10 protein-coding genes are annotated in these 16,982 nt (G+C 72.9%); 8 read left to right on the forward strand and 2 right to left on the reverse strand.

Features of this window, described 5'->3' with window-relative positions:
• Positions 1 to 385: 385 nt before the first annotated feature.
• Complete coding sequence (locus ACZ60Q_RS14315; protein WP_469633828.1) at positions 386 to 1,681, reverse strand: COG1470 family protein; 1,296 nt, start codon at positions 1,679 to 1,681, stop codon at positions 386 to 388.
• A gap of 237 nt (positions 1,682 to 1,918) precedes the next feature.
• On the opposite strand from ACZ60Q_RS14315, the gene ACZ60Q_RS14320 reads away from it, so the two are divergent.
• The gene (locus ACZ60Q_RS14320; protein WP_469633171.1) at positions 1,919 to 2,656 is read left to right on the forward strand and encodes a helix-turn-helix transcriptional regulator; all 738 of its coding nucleotides are present in this window, start codon (positions 1,919 to 1,921) and stop codon (positions 2,654 to 2,656) included.
• Between the two features lie 82 nt (positions 2,657 to 2,738).
• On the opposite strand, the gene ACZ60Q_RS14325 is transcribed toward ACZ60Q_RS14320, so the two are convergent.
• Entirely contained in the window at positions 2,739 to 4,238 is a 1,500-nt protein-coding gene (locus ACZ60Q_RS14325) for an esterase/lipase family protein (RefSeq protein ID WP_469633174.1), read from the reverse strand.
• Between the two features lie 18 nt (positions 4,239 to 4,256).
• Here ACZ60Q_RS14325 and ACZ60Q_RS14330 point away from each other — a divergent pair, with 18 nt between their 5' ends.
• From ACZ60Q_RS14330 to ACZ60Q_RS14360, 7 genes are all read left to right on the forward strand, one after another.
• On the forward strand, positions 4,257 to 6,365 hold the full coding sequence (locus ACZ60Q_RS14330) for an AAA family ATPase (protein WP_469633177.1): 2,109 nt from the start codon (positions 4,257 to 4,259) through the stop codon (positions 6,363 to 6,365).
• Positions 6,362 to 8,683, forward strand: a complete 2,322-nt coding sequence (locus ACZ60Q_RS14335; RefSeq protein WP_469633180.1) for a WD40 repeat domain-containing protein — start codon at positions 6,362 to 6,364, stop codon at positions 8,681 to 8,683. The genes ACZ60Q_RS14330 and ACZ60Q_RS14335 overlap by 4 nt, the downstream gene beginning before the upstream one ends.
• Before the next feature lie 264 nt (positions 8,684 to 8,947).
• A complete protein-coding gene (locus tag ACZ60Q_RS14340) occupies positions 8,948 to 9,649 on the forward strand; it encodes an RES domain-containing protein (RefSeq protein WP_469633183.1) in 702 nt (233 codons plus the stop codon).
• Between the two features lie 503 nt (positions 9,650 to 10,152).
• Positions 10,153 to 10,536, forward strand: coding sequence for an XRE family transcriptional regulator (locus ACZ60Q_RS14345; RefSeq protein WP_469633186.1), 384 nt, complete (start codon positions 10,153 to 10,155; stop codon positions 10,534 to 10,536).
• A 263-nt stretch (positions 10,537 to 10,799) separates the two neighbouring features.
• Complete coding sequence (locus ACZ60Q_RS14350) at positions 10,800 to 14,147, forward strand: hypothetical protein (RefSeq protein WP_469633188.1); 3,348 nt, start codon at positions 10,800 to 10,802, stop codon at positions 14,145 to 14,147.
• Positions 14,144 to 14,848 (forward strand): Pvc16 family protein, encoded by a 705-nt coding sequence (locus ACZ60Q_RS14355; protein ID WP_469633191.1) that lies wholly within the window; start codon positions 14,144 to 14,146, stop codon positions 14,846 to 14,848. The genes ACZ60Q_RS14350 and ACZ60Q_RS14355 overlap by 4 nt, the downstream gene beginning before the upstream one ends.
• Positions 14,845 to 16,968 carry an ATP-binding protein gene (locus tag ACZ60Q_RS14360; RefSeq protein ID WP_469633194.1) on the forward strand — a complete coding sequence of 708 codons (2,124 nt, stop codon included), beginning with the start codon at positions 14,845 to 14,847 and terminating at the stop codon, positions 16,966 to 16,968. Before ACZ60Q_RS14355 ends, ACZ60Q_RS14360 begins: the two co-directional genes overlap by 4 nt.
• Positions 16,969 to 16,982: the final 14 nt, after the last annotated feature.

The following is a 16,982-nucleotide window of genomic DNA, read 5'->3' on the forward strand; positions in this document are numbered from 1 at the left end:
GTAAACCCCGGTCGGTCGATCGCCGTCCGGGGTCGCCGGGCAAGCGCTCCGAGCTGATGCGATTCGGCCAGAATGTGCGGAGAAGGGGGGCGGTTTTGGTCGTAGACGGAAGGGGGAAGCGGGCATGGGGACGCTCCGAACGGACACCCGCCGAGCGTCCTCGAACCATCAGGACCGTTGCTGAGCAGGCGCATTCGTGCCCGCGGCCATCGGATGCGGATATTCTTCCGATGCTGCTGCCGCCGCGGGCGACCGAACTGGTCGAGACCTCTGGTGTATCCGGGAGGGCGAATCCGCCACCGCCCGACACGCCGGGTTTCCTCTCAGCCGGGTTTCTGCTGTTGTCTCGTCGGCAGGCGAAGCAGAACGCTCGGCGTCGCCGTTTCTATCGTGCGAGATCGCTCAGCACGCCGCTGACATTCAGCACCTGATGGCACTGGGAAGCCTGTGTACCGGTGGCCGGAGTGCCTGGTTTGGCACAGGTGACGGAAGCGGTGACGGTGGCGTTCTCCGGAACCTGAATGGGGGTGACCCAGTGATAGTCCTGGTTGCGGAAGGTTTCCAGCGCGATCGTCGTGATCTTGTTGTCTCCGAAGGAGATCGTCACGATGCCCTCGTCGCCCTGGAAGTTCGCCACCACGACGTCGGTGACGCCGAACACCTTCCCGGCCGGAACCTTGTAGGACCCCTCCGCCGTGGCCCCCGCCCGGGTCTGCACGTCGATGGTCTCGGAACCCTGCTGTCCGCCTCCGGTTCCACCCCCGCCGTTGCCCCCGCCTCCGCCGGAACCACCCGGGCCGGAACCGCCCGTACCGGGGCCCGTTCCGTCCGGACCGGTTCCCTCTCCCCGGCCACCTGCCGGGTTGTCCGCGCCGCCGGGCGGGGTCGCCCCCTGCTCCTTGCCGCGCTCGGTCTCCTTCTGCGCGGCCTCCGTCCCAGCCTGCTCGGCCGTGCTCCGCACCGCGGGCCGCACCAGGGTGAACCACGCGAGCAGCAGGGCCAGCAGCGCCGCCAGCACGATCAGCAGCCACTTGGGCAGCACCGGTATCTGGGCGAACTCCCCGGGCAGCGGCTCGGGTCCACCGGGCTGCCCGTCCCCGGCCTCCTCCTCGGCGCCCTCGGTCGCCCGGACCTCGAACGGCCAGGTGACGGGCTCGCCGAACCAGATCAGCTGCCGGGCCCGGACCTTCAGCCCGACCTCCGCCGACTCTCCCGGCTCCAGCCGCTTCTTGTCCGGCGTGAAGGTCAGCCGCAGATCCTCCCCCGCCTGCCTGCCCGTGAGGGCCACATCGACCGGGGTGTTCCCCTTGTTCTGCACCGCGGTACGGAAGCGGGCGCCCAGCCAGCCCCGGCGGCGGCGCGGTTCCAGCTCCGTGCGGAGCTCGTGGAAGGGCTCCACGGTCACCGTGCCCTCGGGGACCACCACCGACTCGGGCCGCTCCGCGGGCAGGACCCGTACGGCCAGGGGGGTTTCACCCGCCCGGACCTCGTGGGAGCGCGGCGGGGCGAAGGTCAGGGTCACCGTCTCGGAGGTGCCCGGGTAAAGCGACACACGCGCCGGCTCGACGGTGCTCCAGGCGGCGCAGTCGCCGACCACCTCGAGGGTGTAGGCCTCGACGATGTCGCCGTCGTTACGCACGGTCAGGGAGGTCGTCGCGGTACCGCCAGGCGACACCGTCACCGTGGGGCTTTCGAGTTCGGCAGATGTGGTCACTCTGCGACGTTAGGCCGCCCGCACCGCTCGGCAGCAGAGACGCGAGGGCAACAAGCGGGCAGGGGTGGTGCCCCGCGGGCCCCTCGGCACGGTGTCCCCGCGCCCCCTCCGCGAGCCCGCGGGCCATGCCCCGACCGGCGGGGGCGTCACGAGGACCAGTAGGCATATCGGGCTGAAGTACCTGAGGAAGACGGGCACGGAACGATGACGACGATCACGGACACGAAGAACAGCATGACGAACGGCACGGCGACGCGCGGGCACTACCGCAGGCCCGACGCGGCGCATCCCCGCACGGCCGGCTCCGCGGGAGCGCCCGCGGGCCGGGTCTCCGTGGCGGTGTACGCGGAGGACCTGATCCTGCAGACCGGCATGATCCACCAACTGCGGGTGCGGCCCGAGATAGAACTGCTGCCGGAGGACGAGGCGGACCGGGCAGAGGTCTCCCTGGTCGTGGTGGACATGATGGACGAGCCCACCGTCCAGCTCCTGCACCGCCTCCAGCGCAACACCTCCACCCGCACCGGACTGGTCGTGGGGTTCTTCGAGTCGGGTGCCCTCCAGACCATGATCGAGTGCGGGGTCGCCGCCGTCCTCCGGCGCGGCGAGGCCGACCAGGACCGGCTGGTCCACCTGGTGCGGGCGATGGCCAACGGCGAAGGCGTGCTGCCGGGCGATCTGCTCGGCAAGCTCCTCGACCACGTCAGCTCCCTCCAGCGGACGGTCCTCGACCCCCGGGGGCTCACGCTCTCCACCCTCACCGCGCGCGAGGCGGAGATGATCCGGCTGGTCTCGGAGGGCTGCGACACCGCGGAGATCGCACAGAAGACCTCGTACTCCGAACGCACCGTCAAGAACGTGCTGCACGAGGTGGCGACCCGGCTCGAACTGCGCAACCGGGCCCACGCGGTGGGATACGCGATGCGGCACGGGCTGATCTGAGGGCACCCGTCGCCGCGCGTCCGGGCCGAGGCCTGCCCGGCCCGGATCCGGGAGGCCCCGCTCCGGGCGGCCCGGCCCCCTGTCAGCGCTCCGGCGGCCGGGTGCCGTCGGGGCCGGCGAACACCAGTTGCGTCAGCGGCGAGGGCAGCCGGTCGGCCTCCACCGTGACCCGGTACAGCCCGGCCTCGGGGAGTTCCACGTCGGCCGTCAGCGCGTCGCCGTCCTCCGCGTACGGACGGACCTGGCGGCGGACGGGGCCGTCGACCGAGGCCACCGTGCAGTCGATCCCGGACGGGTCGTCGGTCCCGGTGATCCGGAGCGGCCAGGCCGCCCCCGGCGTCACGTAGTCCGGGACGGTCAGCCCGAGGCCCTCGCCGGCCTGGTCCGGACCGAGGTCGTCCTCCTCCAGGAGGAAGTCGACGACCGCGTGCCGTGCCGCCCTGCCGCTCGCCAGCGCACCGTGCTGGAGCGCGATCGGGACCGCCCCGCCCCTCGGGGACGCCGAATCCCGGTGGACCGTACCGTCCCCCCGGGCCCCGAAGCGCAGAGCCACCCCGTTCTCGTCGCGCCTCAACTCACCGTCCCGGTGGGAGCGGAAGCAGTACTCGGACGCCAGGACCTCGCCGTTCACCAGCCGCAGGGACTGCACCGTGTCCTGGTGGACTCCGGCGACCGGGCGGTGGTGGGGCAGCTCGTGCCCGGACAGCCGTGCGAAGAACTCCCCGGATCTCTTGGCGAGTTCCTCGTCCCCGCCCAGCGCGCCGACGTCCGACGGGGCGAGCCGGCGAGCCCCGTCGCCCTCCTCCAGGCAGACGAACCGGGGCAGCAGGTCATGGACGCCCGGCATCGCGGCGGCCAGGACCGCCAGCCTGCGGTGCGGCAGCGGCAGCGGTGCGCCCTGCGCGGCGTTGAGGATGTTCGCCGCGACGACGGAGCCCTGGAACGGTGTTCCCAGCGTCATGACTCCCCGGGTATCCGCCGCCAGGTCGTCGTCGAAACCCAGGGTGAGCGCCGCCTGGGTGACGAGCCCGCCCATGGAGTGGGCGACGAAGACGAGTCGCCCCTCGCGCTCGTCGAGCGCCCGGCGGCGAGCCGCGGTGTGGGCGGGGTGCCCGCGCCACCGTTCCAGATGCCTGCGCGCCCGGCCCGCGAGGAGCCGGGCGTTGACCTCGACCGGCAGCCGCCAGTCATAGGGGAAGGGCAGCACCGCGTCGGGATGGGCGACGGTCTCCTCGATCGCCCGGGTCAGTTTGTGGTACGGCTCGATGCCCCGAACGAACGGGATCCACACGGGGGCCCGCAGGAGCCTGCGCGGCTGGATCCGCCCGTGCTCCCCCGCCTGTTCCTCCGGCGTGAGGTGCAGAGGGGCGAGGCCGTCCCGGGTCAGCCAGGCCTTGGCGAGCCACTGGGGATGCGCCAGCCCCCAGAGCACCTTTCCGGTGACGGTGTCGTACAGCTCGCTTCCCATGATGCCGGGGACGATCACGACCGCGTCGTGCGTGACGGCCGGAGTCACGTCCGGAAGGAAGCGGGGGGTGCTGCCGGGACTGCGGCCCGGATTCGTCTGCGGCGGCTTCGTCATGACTGGAAGACTAGAGAGATGCGCGACACGGTGGGCGAGTTGGGGCGGAATCAGGTCGCCGAGCAGAACGGGTCCCAGCGGACGCTGCTCACGCTGGCCGTACGCGACTACGGCGACGGCGACGAGAGCTTCACCGCGGGCATCGACGAACAACTGGACGTCGTCGCCGAGTGGTGGTCCTCACCGGTCGCCTCCGACGGATTCCGCCACGTCCCCGCCCCGGCCGTCACCCGGCGCGAGCACGTCGAGGACTTCCTCCGGGAGAACCGGGTACGGGAGATGGAGGGCGAGGCACTGGTCCTGTTCATCACCGGGCACGGCTACGCGGGCACCAGGACGCACTTCCTGGAACTGCCCGGCTCCGTCAAGGGCCGCCACCTCAACACCTCGGTCCGCACCACCGACCTCATCACCGCGGCGCTCGACTCCCACGCCAGGAACGTCCTCGTCATCGTCAACACCTGTTACGCCGGAAAGATCAGCGGCGAGATCGACGATCTGGTCGAGGACATCCGCGCCGAACGCCGGAGCACCTGCCGGCTCGACGTCCTCGTCACCGCCGGACACGACCGGCCGGTCCAGGTCCGGCAGTTCTCCACCCTGCTGCGCGGCGCGCTCGAACGGCTCCGCACCACCGCGGGCATCACCACCCCGTACCTCAGCGTCGTCGAGCTGATGTCGGAGTTCGAACGCGGCCTGGCCCCGGCGGAGCGCAGGAGACACCGGCTCCACCGGGTGGTCGACGGCAGCGGTGTCCTCACCCCCACCCCCTGCATCCCCAACCCCGGATACCGCCGGGTGCGCGAACTGGCCGGCGCGGACGGCCGTCAGCCGGGCATGCCGGCCGGCGACTACTGGCTCGACCGGGCCACGGGGCGCACCCAGGACCAGGACCCCGGCTGGTACTTCCGGGGCCGCGAGGACATCAACCGCGGCATCGCGGCCTTCCTCAGCCCGGCCCGCACCCGCGGGGTCCTCCTCGTCACCGGCAGCGCGGGCAGCGGCAAGTCCGCCGTGCTCGCCCGGGCCGTCGTCCTGAGCGACCCGGCGTTCCGCGACGACGCCCTGTGCAAGACGGCACTCGACCTGTCCGAGCCGGGCACCGTCCCCGCGGCCGGTTCCATCACCGGGGCGGTCCTGGCCCGGAACCGGGGAGCGGCGGAGCTGGCCCACGACATCCTCGGAGCCCTGGGGGAGAGGCCCCGGAGGATCCGGTCGACCGAGGACCCGGTCGTCGAGGCGGCCCAGCAGATCCTCGCCGCGCTCCGGGGCCGCGACGACGCGGTCACCCTCGTCATCGACGGCCTCGACGAGGCGGACGAACGGCAGCGCATCATCGAGGACGTGCTGGCGCCGCTCAACGAGTTCTGTGCGCGACAGCTGGACCAGGTCCCGGTACCGCGGCTCGACGGCGAACCGTTCGCCGACCGGGGACGCGGCCTGCGGTTGCTGATCGGCGTACGCTCCAGCCGGCCGCTCAGCGAACCGTCCGGGGAACTGCCCGAGGAGGAGCAGGGACACAACGAAGCGCTGAAGGCCGTCTTCCTGACGGCCGAGGAGCTGCGTACGGACGACAGGGGCAGCGAGAAGGACATCGCCGAGTATCTGCACGCCCTCATCTGCGAGGGCGGCGGCGGGCACCGCGAGTCGGCCGAGGAGGCCGCCGCACTGGTCGCACCCGCCGTCTGGCCCTCCTTCATCGACGCGCGCATAGCCGGGGAACAGCTCCGGTCCGCGCGGAACCCCGCCGCTGTCGCCCGGCAGCCGGAGTGGCAGCGGATGCTCAACAACGGCACGGAAGGGCTCCTCAAGCGCGACCTCGTGCTGGTCGAGGCGGACGGGCTCCCCTCCGAGGTGGCGCTCGCTCTCCTGCGCGCGTCCGCCTTCGCGGGGGGAGCGGGCATCCCGTGGTCCACCATCTGGCCGCAGATGGCCCGGGTGTTGCTCGGCCGGGCCCTGCCCGACTGGGACGAGATGATCGCGAAGCTGCTCAAGAGCCGGCTCAACGGCTATCTGGCCCACGACCACGAGGACGACCGGCGGGTCTACCGGCCCGCCCACGAGACACTGGCCGAGGCCCTGCGCGACGTCGACACGGACTGGCTCGACCGGGGCGGGCCGGCATGAGGGAGCCGGCCGGCGACGACCGGCACGCGGAGATCCACCGCCAACTGGCCGCCGCGCTCGCCGAACTCGTCCCCGACGACCACAGCATCCCGCCCCACCCCTATCTGCGACGGCACCTCGCCCAGCACGCCGCCCAGGGGCGCGTCCTGGACGACACCCACGTACCACCCGCCCTGCTGCCCTGGGAGTCGAGTTCCGGGCTCGGCCGCCTGCTGGCGGGAGAGGGGGACCGGCCGGCCCAGCAGCAGTGGCTTCAGGCCTGGGCCGCTCTGGAGCCCTACTCCCGCGACCTCAGCCCCCTGTCCCGGCTGGCCAGCCTGCATCTGGCGCACCACGCCGCGATGTCACGGGACACGTCTTCGCCCGGGCCGGACGCCCCGGGCGCTCCGCCCGCTCCGGGCGCGCTGTTCGACCGCTCGCCCGTCACACCGCTGTGGAGCGACCGCGCCGGCCCGGACCATGTGTGGGCCCTCAACGACGCCGACGTCGTCTCCCTGACGTCGACCGTCCCGCACCGACGGGCGTCCCACCAGGTGCTGCTGGTCACCGGGGACGACCACGGCGTCGTGCGCGTCCTGAGGCGCGACGGTTCCGCGTCCGCACCGCCGATCGCCCTGCACGAAGGGGCCGTCGCCCACCTGCTGACCCTGCCCGAGGGGATCGTCGCCACCGGAAGCACCGACGGCGCCGTCGCGTTGCTCGACGCCTCCCGAGCCCGCCCGATCGGCCCGGTCGTGCGACGCACCGGGGCCTGGGTCACCTCGCTCACGCTCCACCGGCCGCAGGGCGGGGCCCCGGCGCTCCTCGCCGCCTGGAGCGATGGCCACCTCGCCGCGTTCGACACGGCGACCCTGTGCCCGGCCGATGTCCCGCTGCCCTCGCCGGCACCCGCGGCGGCCCTCCTGAGCGGCACGACACGGCCGGACGGCGGACCGCTGCTCGTCGCCCGGCACGACACCGTCGCCGCCTTCGACGGCCTCACCACCCGGATCCTCTCCCGCCACCCCGCACCCGTCCGCACCCTGGTCGCGCTGGCGGAACCCGGGAGTTACGCCATGGGCGACTCCGACGGCAACCTCTCCGTGCACAGCGCCGGGTCCGAACCCCCTACGCGCTCCGTCCGGGCGACGACGAGCGGCGCCGTCACCTCCCTGGCCGTCGTCACCGTCGAGGGCCGCGAAACCCTCGTCTCCGGTGGCGCCGACGGCACCGTCCGCCTCTGGCGGCCCGAGGGCCTGGAACCCGTCGGTGAATCCCTGCGAGCACACGCCGAAGCGGTCACCGCCCTCACCGCCCTGCGCGAACGCTCCGGAACCCGCCTCATCACCGCCGGATCCGATCGCACGATCCGCAACTGGCCGCTGGGCGGAGCCACGTTCCGGCGCGGGCGGGCTGGGTGGAACCGCGTCACCGCCGGCGCGCTGTCACCCGGACCCGCGCATCTCCTCGCGGTGACCGAGGGAACCACCACGCTCGTCCGGAACATCGCCACCGGCGAGAAGTGGCTCGTCATCGACGACGAGCCGGTCACCGCCCTCGCCTGGGCCGGTCCGCACCACCACCCGATGCTGGCCGCCGCCCTCAGCGACAACAGCATCGCGCTCCACTCCACCGGTCCCGGCGAGGACCCGACGACACCGCCGCGTCTGCGCGGGCACTTCTCGCCCGCGCTCGCCCTCCTCGCGCTGTCCGGCGGCGACGGTTCCCGCCTGCTGGCCAGCGGGAGCGCCGACGGAGCCGTGCGGTTGTGGGACCTCGACGATCAGCGCTGCGTGGCCGTCTTCGACGACCACCGGTTCAGCGTCCGCTGCCTGGCCTCCACCCGTACCGACGACGGCGTCCTCCTCGCGTCCGGCGGCAGTGACGGAAACCTCCGCGTCTGGGACGTCACCGCACTCGCCCAGCGCGGTCCGACGATCCGGTGCGGCCAGAACATCGTCAACGACGTGGCCTTCGCCCGCCTGCGGGGCGGGGCCGGTCTCCGGTTGGTCACCGCCGGACAGAACGGCACGCTCAGGCTCTGGGACCCCGAAGCGCCCGGTGGCCACCTCGCCGAGTTCGCCCCCGGGGACGGGGAGCTGCACGCGGTGACCGCCTTCCGGGTCCACGGCGGGCGCGTGGTCCTCGCCGCCGCCGGGGCCACCGGGATCCACCTGTGGGACCCGGCGACCGGCAGGCTGCTCCTCCAGATCGTCACGGGCCACCCCATCAGCGCCCTCCGCACAGCTCCGCGGCCGGAAGGGGAGCCGTCCACCGTGCTCCTCGCGACCGGAGAGGCGGGAACCATGATCTTCCGCGTCCACCACGACCGTCTCTGACCTGTCCGTCTCCGACCCGAGCGCCCCTGACCTGACCGTCCCTGAGCTGACCTGACTGCCTCCGACCTGAACGGGCCGGTGACGACCGCGTCCGGCACGCCCGAGCCCGACCTTATGTGCGCCGTCCGCGCGCCGACGTGCTACGCCGATGCGCCCACCGACGGGCCATGACGGGCCGACAAGCGCGCGGTCCGTACGCCACAATGATCAGCCGCGAGCCGGGACCCACGGGCACGCCATCACAGATATCGCTATCGAGGACTCATGACCGCTGTCTTAGACCCGGACGCCGTTCCCCCGGTCGAGCTCGCGCGGCCCCCGGACCGGGGCATCTGGCGGCTCGGCAAATCGAGCGATCCGCTGAAGTTCAACCGGATCGAACCCGAGACCATCGAGGGCTCATCGGCGGGCCGCTTCAGCCTCTTCACCTACGGCATGCTCTACTGCGCGTCCGAACAGGCCGGCTGCTACGCCGAGGCCCTGGCCCATTTCCGGGTCCAGCCGAAGATGCGTGAACTCCTCGCCGACGAGCCCGTGACGGCCGGCCGGATGAAGCTCGGCCATCTCGCGTCCAGCTGGCGCGACACCCACATCCTCGTCCGGTTGAAGCTGGCACCCGACGCCCGGTTCCTGGACGTCGACGCGGACGCCACCCGCGATGTGCTCCGCCGCGAACTGCGGCACGAGTTCGAGGCATGGGGCATCGAGGGGCCCCTGAGCGAAGAACACATCCACGGACGGGACCGCCGGGTCGCACGGCAGATCGCCGCCTGGACCGTGGCCCAGCGCAACGCCGAGGGACACCAGCTGGCCCAGGGCATCGCCTACCGGTCGGGATACGGCGGGCGCCGCTGCTGGGCCGTCCTCAGCGGCACCGACCACATCGAGGCCGAACGCCGCCCGATCCTCGCCGAGTCCGTCGAACTGAAGGAAGTGGCACGCGAGTACGGCCTCACCGTCCGGTGATCCGCACCCCGGTGGGGCCGACTGGCGGTGCGACGTGTCCCCCTATCCGGTGCCCCGCCCCGCGGCACGCGGACGTACCTGTGCTCCAACACCATGACGCCCTGCCCGAAACATGCAGCTCAGGGGCGTGCATGGCAACAAGAGGAGGGATTTAGCACTCTTTCAAGGTGGGAAAACTGTAGAGTAAGTGACAGGTAAACGGGTACCCTTTCCTCAATATCATGAGGGGGGAAGCCGTGCTGACCCGGACTGTCGGTCACTTATGCCTGCCGGACGCCGCGCCCGATCGCGGCGGCAGGGCGATCCGCATGTCCCCGTACCCCGGCCACCTCCTCCGGCCCGAAGATGCGCCCGAAGCGGCCAGGGCGTCCACGCGCACAGCGTGGACCCCACGCCCATGCCTGACGAACGGCGGCGCCACGAGGCCCCTTCCCGGCATGGCGCTTCCGGCGCACGCATCCTCGGCTGACGTCTCACAGCGAGCGAGAGGAAACGAGGAGACCATGCAGACCATGCGAGAGACCGCCGCCGAGGCCCGTGCACACCGGGACACGACGGAGAAGAGCATCGCGGACATCGCGCGCTTCCTACAGGACAACTTCAGTCAGCGCCTCACCGCGCACGTCGCCGGTATCGAGGACGCCAAGCAGGTCGGCAAGTGGTGCAAGGCGCTCAACGCCCCGCGCTACGAGGCCGAAGTGCGCCTGCGCACCGCCTACCAGATCTTCAAGCTCATCGAGGAGGGCGAGAACCCTCACACCGCCCGCGCCTGGATGATCGGGATGAACCCCCAGCTGGAGGACGAGTCACCCCTGCAGGCCATCGCCGACGGGCAGTTCAAGGACGTGATGGCCGCCGCCCGTTCCTATCTCCAGGGCGACCTCTGACGCCACCGCCCACCCGAGCAGCGACGCCGCCGCCGGCCTGACGGACCTCCGTCGGCCGGCGGTGCCGTGGTACGGCCCGTCCGGCGCTCGCCCACCGCCCGACTCCGCCCCCCACCGACCCGGTGCCCCGGACATGGGTGCGCCCACCGCCGCAAAGGGCAGCGATCGCTTCCCCCGTCACGGGTACTCGCGGCCTGTCCTTCGCCCCCGCGCGGGGGCGAAGCTGGCCGGTGGAGAGTCATCGACAGACTGTGAGGTGGGCCGTGACCGGCACTGCTGGCCCGGCAAAGCATTCCCGGCTGGGCCGACTGACCGGCGCGGTGGTGCTGTTGGCACCGCTGCTGCTGGTCGGCTCGGCCGCCGCCCCGCACGCGGCCGCCGGGGCCGTCGCCGCCGCGGCGGACGCGGAACCGCTCCAGGCGGGGCGCGTCGCCTTCGCCGGCACCGAGCACCGCAGCCTGGGGCGGGCCAACGACACGGACACCACCGACCCGCTGTTCGGCGACGGCCCCGCCCACTACGACCAGGACCCCTCCGCCCGCGGGAACGTCCTGGTCTTCACCAGCCTGCGTGACAGCGCCCGTCCCCAGGTGTACGTGCGCGGCGCGGACGGTTCGGTGCGCCGGCTCACCACCGACCGGGACGCGGCCCACCCCGAACTCTCCCCGGACGGGCGGACCGTGGTCTTCGACTCGGCGGAGCCCGGACCCGGCGGCACGGTCCAGCGCGACCTGTGGTCGATCGGCGTCGACGGTTCGGACCTGCGCCGGCTCAGCGACACCCCGGACAACGAGGAGTCCCCGACCTGGTCCCCGGACGGCACGAGGATCGCGTACGCCTGCGACGGCGACGCCCTGCGGGGATGGCAGATATTCGAGCAGGCCGTCGCCGGCGGACCGCGGACCCGGATCAGCGACGGACCGGCGGGCGACGCCACCGAGCCGTCCTGGAACCCGGTGGACGACGACGCCCGCCGGGGCCTCGTCGCTTACACCCTCACCACGAACCCCGACCCGAACGTCGACGACGGCACCGAACTGCGGGCCACCCAGGGCATCGGGACCGACCGGCCGCTGCTGACCGGAGCACACGCCGAATGGGGCACCCGCTCGGCCTCCTGGCTGCCCGACGGCAACGACATCGTCTTCCTCAGCCCTTACCACACCTGCGGCTGCGACGACTTCGACCACGTCTACCGGGTGACCGCGTTCGAGGGCGACGAGGCGCCGGACCAACTGGTCAACGAGAACCGCGAGGTGGGACCGCCCACCTGGTTCGCACCGGCCGGGACCGTCGTCGTCCCCCGGATCACCGCGAAGCCGCAAGGCCCGCTGTCGGCGGCGTACATCGTGACGCTCCAGGACGTCCGCCAGGACGGTTCCGACCCGCGCGACCTGCACCTCACCATCCTGAAGGAGGACCCGGCGGCCCGTACGAACCTGGACCACGCCAAGAACCCCCTGTTCAGGCCCGCCGACGGGTACGACCCCTGGCACGAGCGGCAGAACTACACGCCCGACGGCCGGAGCATCGTCGTCACCCGCTTCGAGGACGGCGACAACGGGCGGATCGAGCGGATCTGGATGGCCGACGCCGACGGCACGAACGAGGCGCCGCTGCCGCTCGACGGGCGCGGCCCCGACGACTGGGACACCGACCCCACCTTCTCGCCCGACGGCACCAAGCTCGCGTTCACCCGGACCTCGCCCGGCGGCGTCGGGGACGCGGCGGGTCCGAGCCGCATCCTCGTCGCCGACGTCGCCACCGGCGCGATCCTCGACGAGATCCGGCCGCCCGAGGGCCAGCGGACGGGCGACGACGCCCAGCCGACCTGGTCGTCCGACGGCGTCAACCTCGCCTTCACCCGCAGTCAGGTCATCAACGGCAACGGCGCCAACAAGCACATCTGGGTCGTGCCGGTGGAGGACCTCGACCGGCAGCGGGACCTGAGCGCCACCATCTGCCCCGGCGACTGCGAAGTCATCGACGACAGCCCCGCGTTCTCCCCGGACGGCAAGAAGGTGGCCTTCAACCGCAAGGACGGCGGCGGCCGGGTCAACCATCAGGCCGGGGTCCTCATCAAGCCCCTGCGCGGCGGCGGCTGCCGGGTCGTGCTGCCCTCCGTCCAGAAGGACAACCCCGACGGCTGCGACCTGCCGATCCCCGACACCTCCGTGACCGGCCCCCACCAGCCGCGTGACGTGGCCTTCTCGCCCGACGGCAGCAAGCTCCTGTTCACCTCGCGCCGGGAGTTCCCCGCGAACTCCATGGAGCAGCTCTCCGTCCTCGACATCGCTTCCGGCGATGTGGCACCCCTCGACAACACGCACAACGGACGGCAGAAGGAGCCCGCCTACCAGCAGTCGGTCGACCTGTCGCTGACCGCGCCGCCCACCGGGGACCCCGTGGAGGTCGGCTCGTCCACCGAGGTGGCGATCACCGTCACCAACCGGGGCCCCTCGCCCTCGCCCGGCACCCTGCTCACCGTCGACGCCCCGCCCGGCGTACGGCTGGAGGAGCTGACCACCGACGCCGGGACCTGCGCCGCCGGTACGCCCCAGTGCGACCTCGGCATCGTCCCGCCCGGGACCGACGTGACGATCACGGCCCGGCTGACCGGCGTGACCACCGGCGACCAGCGGATCAACTGGTCCGTCACCGGGGCCGTCCTGGACCCCAACCCCACGGACAACGCCACCGGAACGATCGTCCCGGTCAAGGACGTGCCGACCCCGACCCCCACTCCGACCCCGACCCCCACCACGCCGTCCCCGACCCCGACCCCCACCACGCCGTCCCCGACCCCCACTCCCACTACGCCGTCCCCGACCCCGACCCCCACCACGCCGTCCCCGACCCCCACTCCCACTACGCCGTCCCCGACCCCGACGACGACCGCGCCCACCCCGCCGCCGATGACCACGCCGCCCCCACCGCCGGCCCCCGCACCGCTGCCGCCCGCCCCCGAGGCCGGACCCGGCGTCACCGTGCGGGCCCAGCCCAGCCCCGGCTACGTCGGCGGCAAGGTCGTGGTGACGTACACCGTCCGCAACGGCAGGAACGCGCTCGCCACCGGACTCCGGCTGAAGCTCGGACTGCCCGGAGGCATCCCCGCCGGACCGCTCCCCGCGGGCTGCGCCCGCGGCACGTGCACACTCCCCGACCTCGCGCCCGGCGCGTCCACCGTCCTCAGCGTCGTCCTGTCGCCGGACAAGGCCCTCCGTACGACGATCACCGCACAGCTCACCACCACGGGCACCGACGCCGGCCTCCGCGACAACGTCTCCCGGATCCCGCTGCGCATCCTCCAGCCCCGCATCATCGCGCTGCCCGCCGTCGGCAAGCCCGGCTTCGTCACCTCCGTACGGGGCAAGGACTTCCCGCCCGGCGCGCCCGTCGCCCTCAGCTGGAGGCCGGGGATCACCGCCGCCGCCGCCCCGACCCGGCCGCTCGGCGACGGTACGTTCATCGCCCAGCTCCTCATCCTGGCCAAGGACCGGACCGGGCCGCGCACGATCATCGCGAAGGGCCCCGGGTTCAGCCCGGTGAAGACGGACTTCCTGGTGGTGCTCGGCACCATCACCCCGCCGGACGAGGTGGTCCGCCGATGATCCACGAGGTCGACGAGGGGCTGCGGCTGCTGCTGGCCGAGGCCGGACTGGAGGACAGCGGCGTCGACCTGGTCTTCGACGCCCCGACGAAGGACTGGTCCGCCCGCCGCAACGCCCCGACCATCAGCGTCTTCCTGCACGGCATCCGCGAGGACGCGGGCAGGCGGCGCACCGGCACGACCGAGACGCACGACGAGGAGGGTGTCGTCACCGGCTGGCGGACCCCGCCCCGCTGGTTCGAGCTGACCTATCTGGTCACCGCCTGGACCAACCGTCCGCAGGACGAACACCGGCTGCTCTCCGAGGTGTTGCGTGCCCTCGTCCGCTCCGACGTGCTGCCCGCCCGGATGCACACCGGAAGCCTCGCCGAACTCGGCCTGACCGTGGCGCTGGAGGCGGCGGGGCCGGGAGCCGGCGGACCGTCCGCCTCGGACGTCTGGTCCGCGCTCGGCGGCGAGCTGAAGGCCGGGATCGACCTGCGGGTCGTCGCACCGCTGGCCGGGATGAGCACCCCCGCGGGCCCGCCCGTCACCGAAGGACTCGTGATGAAGACCGCACCCCACCTGGACGGCGACGACGGCGGCCCCGGCCGGCGCCTGCGCTACGACGGAGCGTCCGACCCGGGCGGGCAGGGCTTCGCCGCGCCCCGTGAACGGCAGTTGCCGCCCGGCCGGCGCAAGCGGGGGAACGCGGCACGATGACCCTGGCACCACAACAGCTCCACGGTCATGGCCCCATGACCGGCGTCGAGGAACTCTGGGAGCGGCTCGGCCGCGTCGAGCAGCGGGTCCGCGAGGCCGTCGCGGCACGCCGGGCCGTCGACCCGGACCCCGACGACCCCTACCGGGGGCAGTACCTCACCCCCGAGGGCGCGGCACGGATCCTGGAGGACCGCGACGCCTTCACGCGCGTACCGGCGTACGAGGACGGAGCCTTGCCGGACGCCCCGGCCGGGAGCCGGCTCGGCCGGCTGGCCGACCGTTTCGGTCTCGCCCCGCTGGACGTCGAACTCCTGCTGGTCGCCATGGCCCCGGACATCGATATCCGGTTCGAGCGGCTGTACGGCTACCTCAACGACGACCTCACCCGCCGGCGTCCCACCATCGGCCTGGCCCTGGAACTCTGCGGGCTGCCCACCGCCGGCCCCGGCCGCTTCCGGTTCACGCCGTCCGCCCCGCTCGTCGCGGGCGGGCTGCTGGAGATCACGGACGGCGAGCGCCCGCTGCTCTCCCGGACCCTGCGCGTACCGGACCGGGTCACCGCTCATCTCCTCGGCGACGACGAGACCGACGGCCGGCTGCGCGGGCTCGTCCAGGAGGCCGCGCACCCCCGGGAGTCGGACGAGCGCCCCGAGGTCTCCCGGGTCGCGGCGGCCCTCGGCACGGGGAGCGGCCTGGTGCACCTGCTCGACCGGGGCGGCGATCCGCACGGTCTCGCGGTCGAGGCGCTGGCGGCGGCCGGCCGGCGTCCGCTGGTCGTCGACGTCGCGGCGCTCGCCACCGCCCCCGAACCGGCCCCGCTCGTACGGGCCCTGGCGACCGAGGCCCGCCTCGGCCGTGCCGGGGTGATCCTCGGCCCGCTGGAAAAGCTCGCCCCCGAACGCCCCGAGGGGGCCCGGGTGCTCGGCTCCCTGTGCGCGGCGCTCGGCTCCACGCCGCTGATCGCGTACGGGAAGAAGAACTGGGACCCGCTGTGGACGGCGGAGAGCCCGGTGCCCGTCACCGTGCCGCACCCCGGCCCCGACGGCGCCGGGCGCCAATGGCGGCGCGCGCTCGCCGACGCGGGCCGGACGGTCGGTCTGTCCGCCGCGGACGCGTCGGCCGACGACGCCCTCATCGAGTCCGCCGCCGCCTACCGGCTCGACTCCGACCAGCTGCGCAGGGCGACGACCGTCGCGTCCCGGCTGGCCGTCATCGAGCAGCGGCCGGTGACCCCGCAGGACCTGCGTACGGCGGTACGCGCCCAGAACGGCGCGGGCCTGGAACGGCTCGCCCGCCGCATCGAGCCCGCGGTCGGCTGGGACGACCTGGTGCTGCCCCCGGCGACCCGCACACAGCTCGGCGAACTCGCCCTGCGCGCCCGCCACCGCGAGACGGTGCTCGGAAAGTGGCGGATGCGACCGGGCGGCGGCCGGGGGAGGGGCGTCATCGCCCTGTTCGCCGGGGAGTCCGGCACGGGTAAGACCATGTCCGCCGAGGTGATCGCCGCCGAACTGGGCATGGAGCTCTACGTCGTGGACCTGTCCACGGTGGTGGACAAGTACATCGGGGAGACCGAGAAGAACCTGGAGCGGATCTTCGTCGAGGCGTCCGACGTCAACGGCATCCTGCTGTTCGACGAGGCCGACGCGATCTTCGGCAAGCGCTCCCAGGTCAAGGACTCCCACGACAAGCACGCCAACCTGGAGTCGGCCTACCTCCTCCAGCGTATGGAGTCCTTCGACGGCATCGCCGTGCTCACCACCAATCTGCGGGCCAACCTCGACGAGGCGTTCACCCGCCGCCTCGACGTGATCGCCGACTTCCCGATGCCCGACCCCCGGCAGCGCCTGGCCCTGTGGGACCGCTGCCTGGGCCCGGCGATCCCGCGCGACGCCGCGCTCGACCTGGAGTTCTGCGCGGACCGCTTCGAGCTGGCCGGCGGGTCGATCCGGGCCTGCGCGGTGACCGCCGCCTACCTCGCGGCCGAGTCGGGGGCGCCGCTGGACATGGACCAGGTCGTCACGTCGGTGCTCCAGGAGTACCGCAAGCTCGGACGGCTGGTTCTGGAGGGCGAGTTCGGACCGTGGCTGGCGAAGGAGCGGGCGCGCGGGGGGCGGTAGCGGGCGCCCCGGCG

Source organism: Streptomyces sp. NPDC104313, from assembly GCF_055583985.1.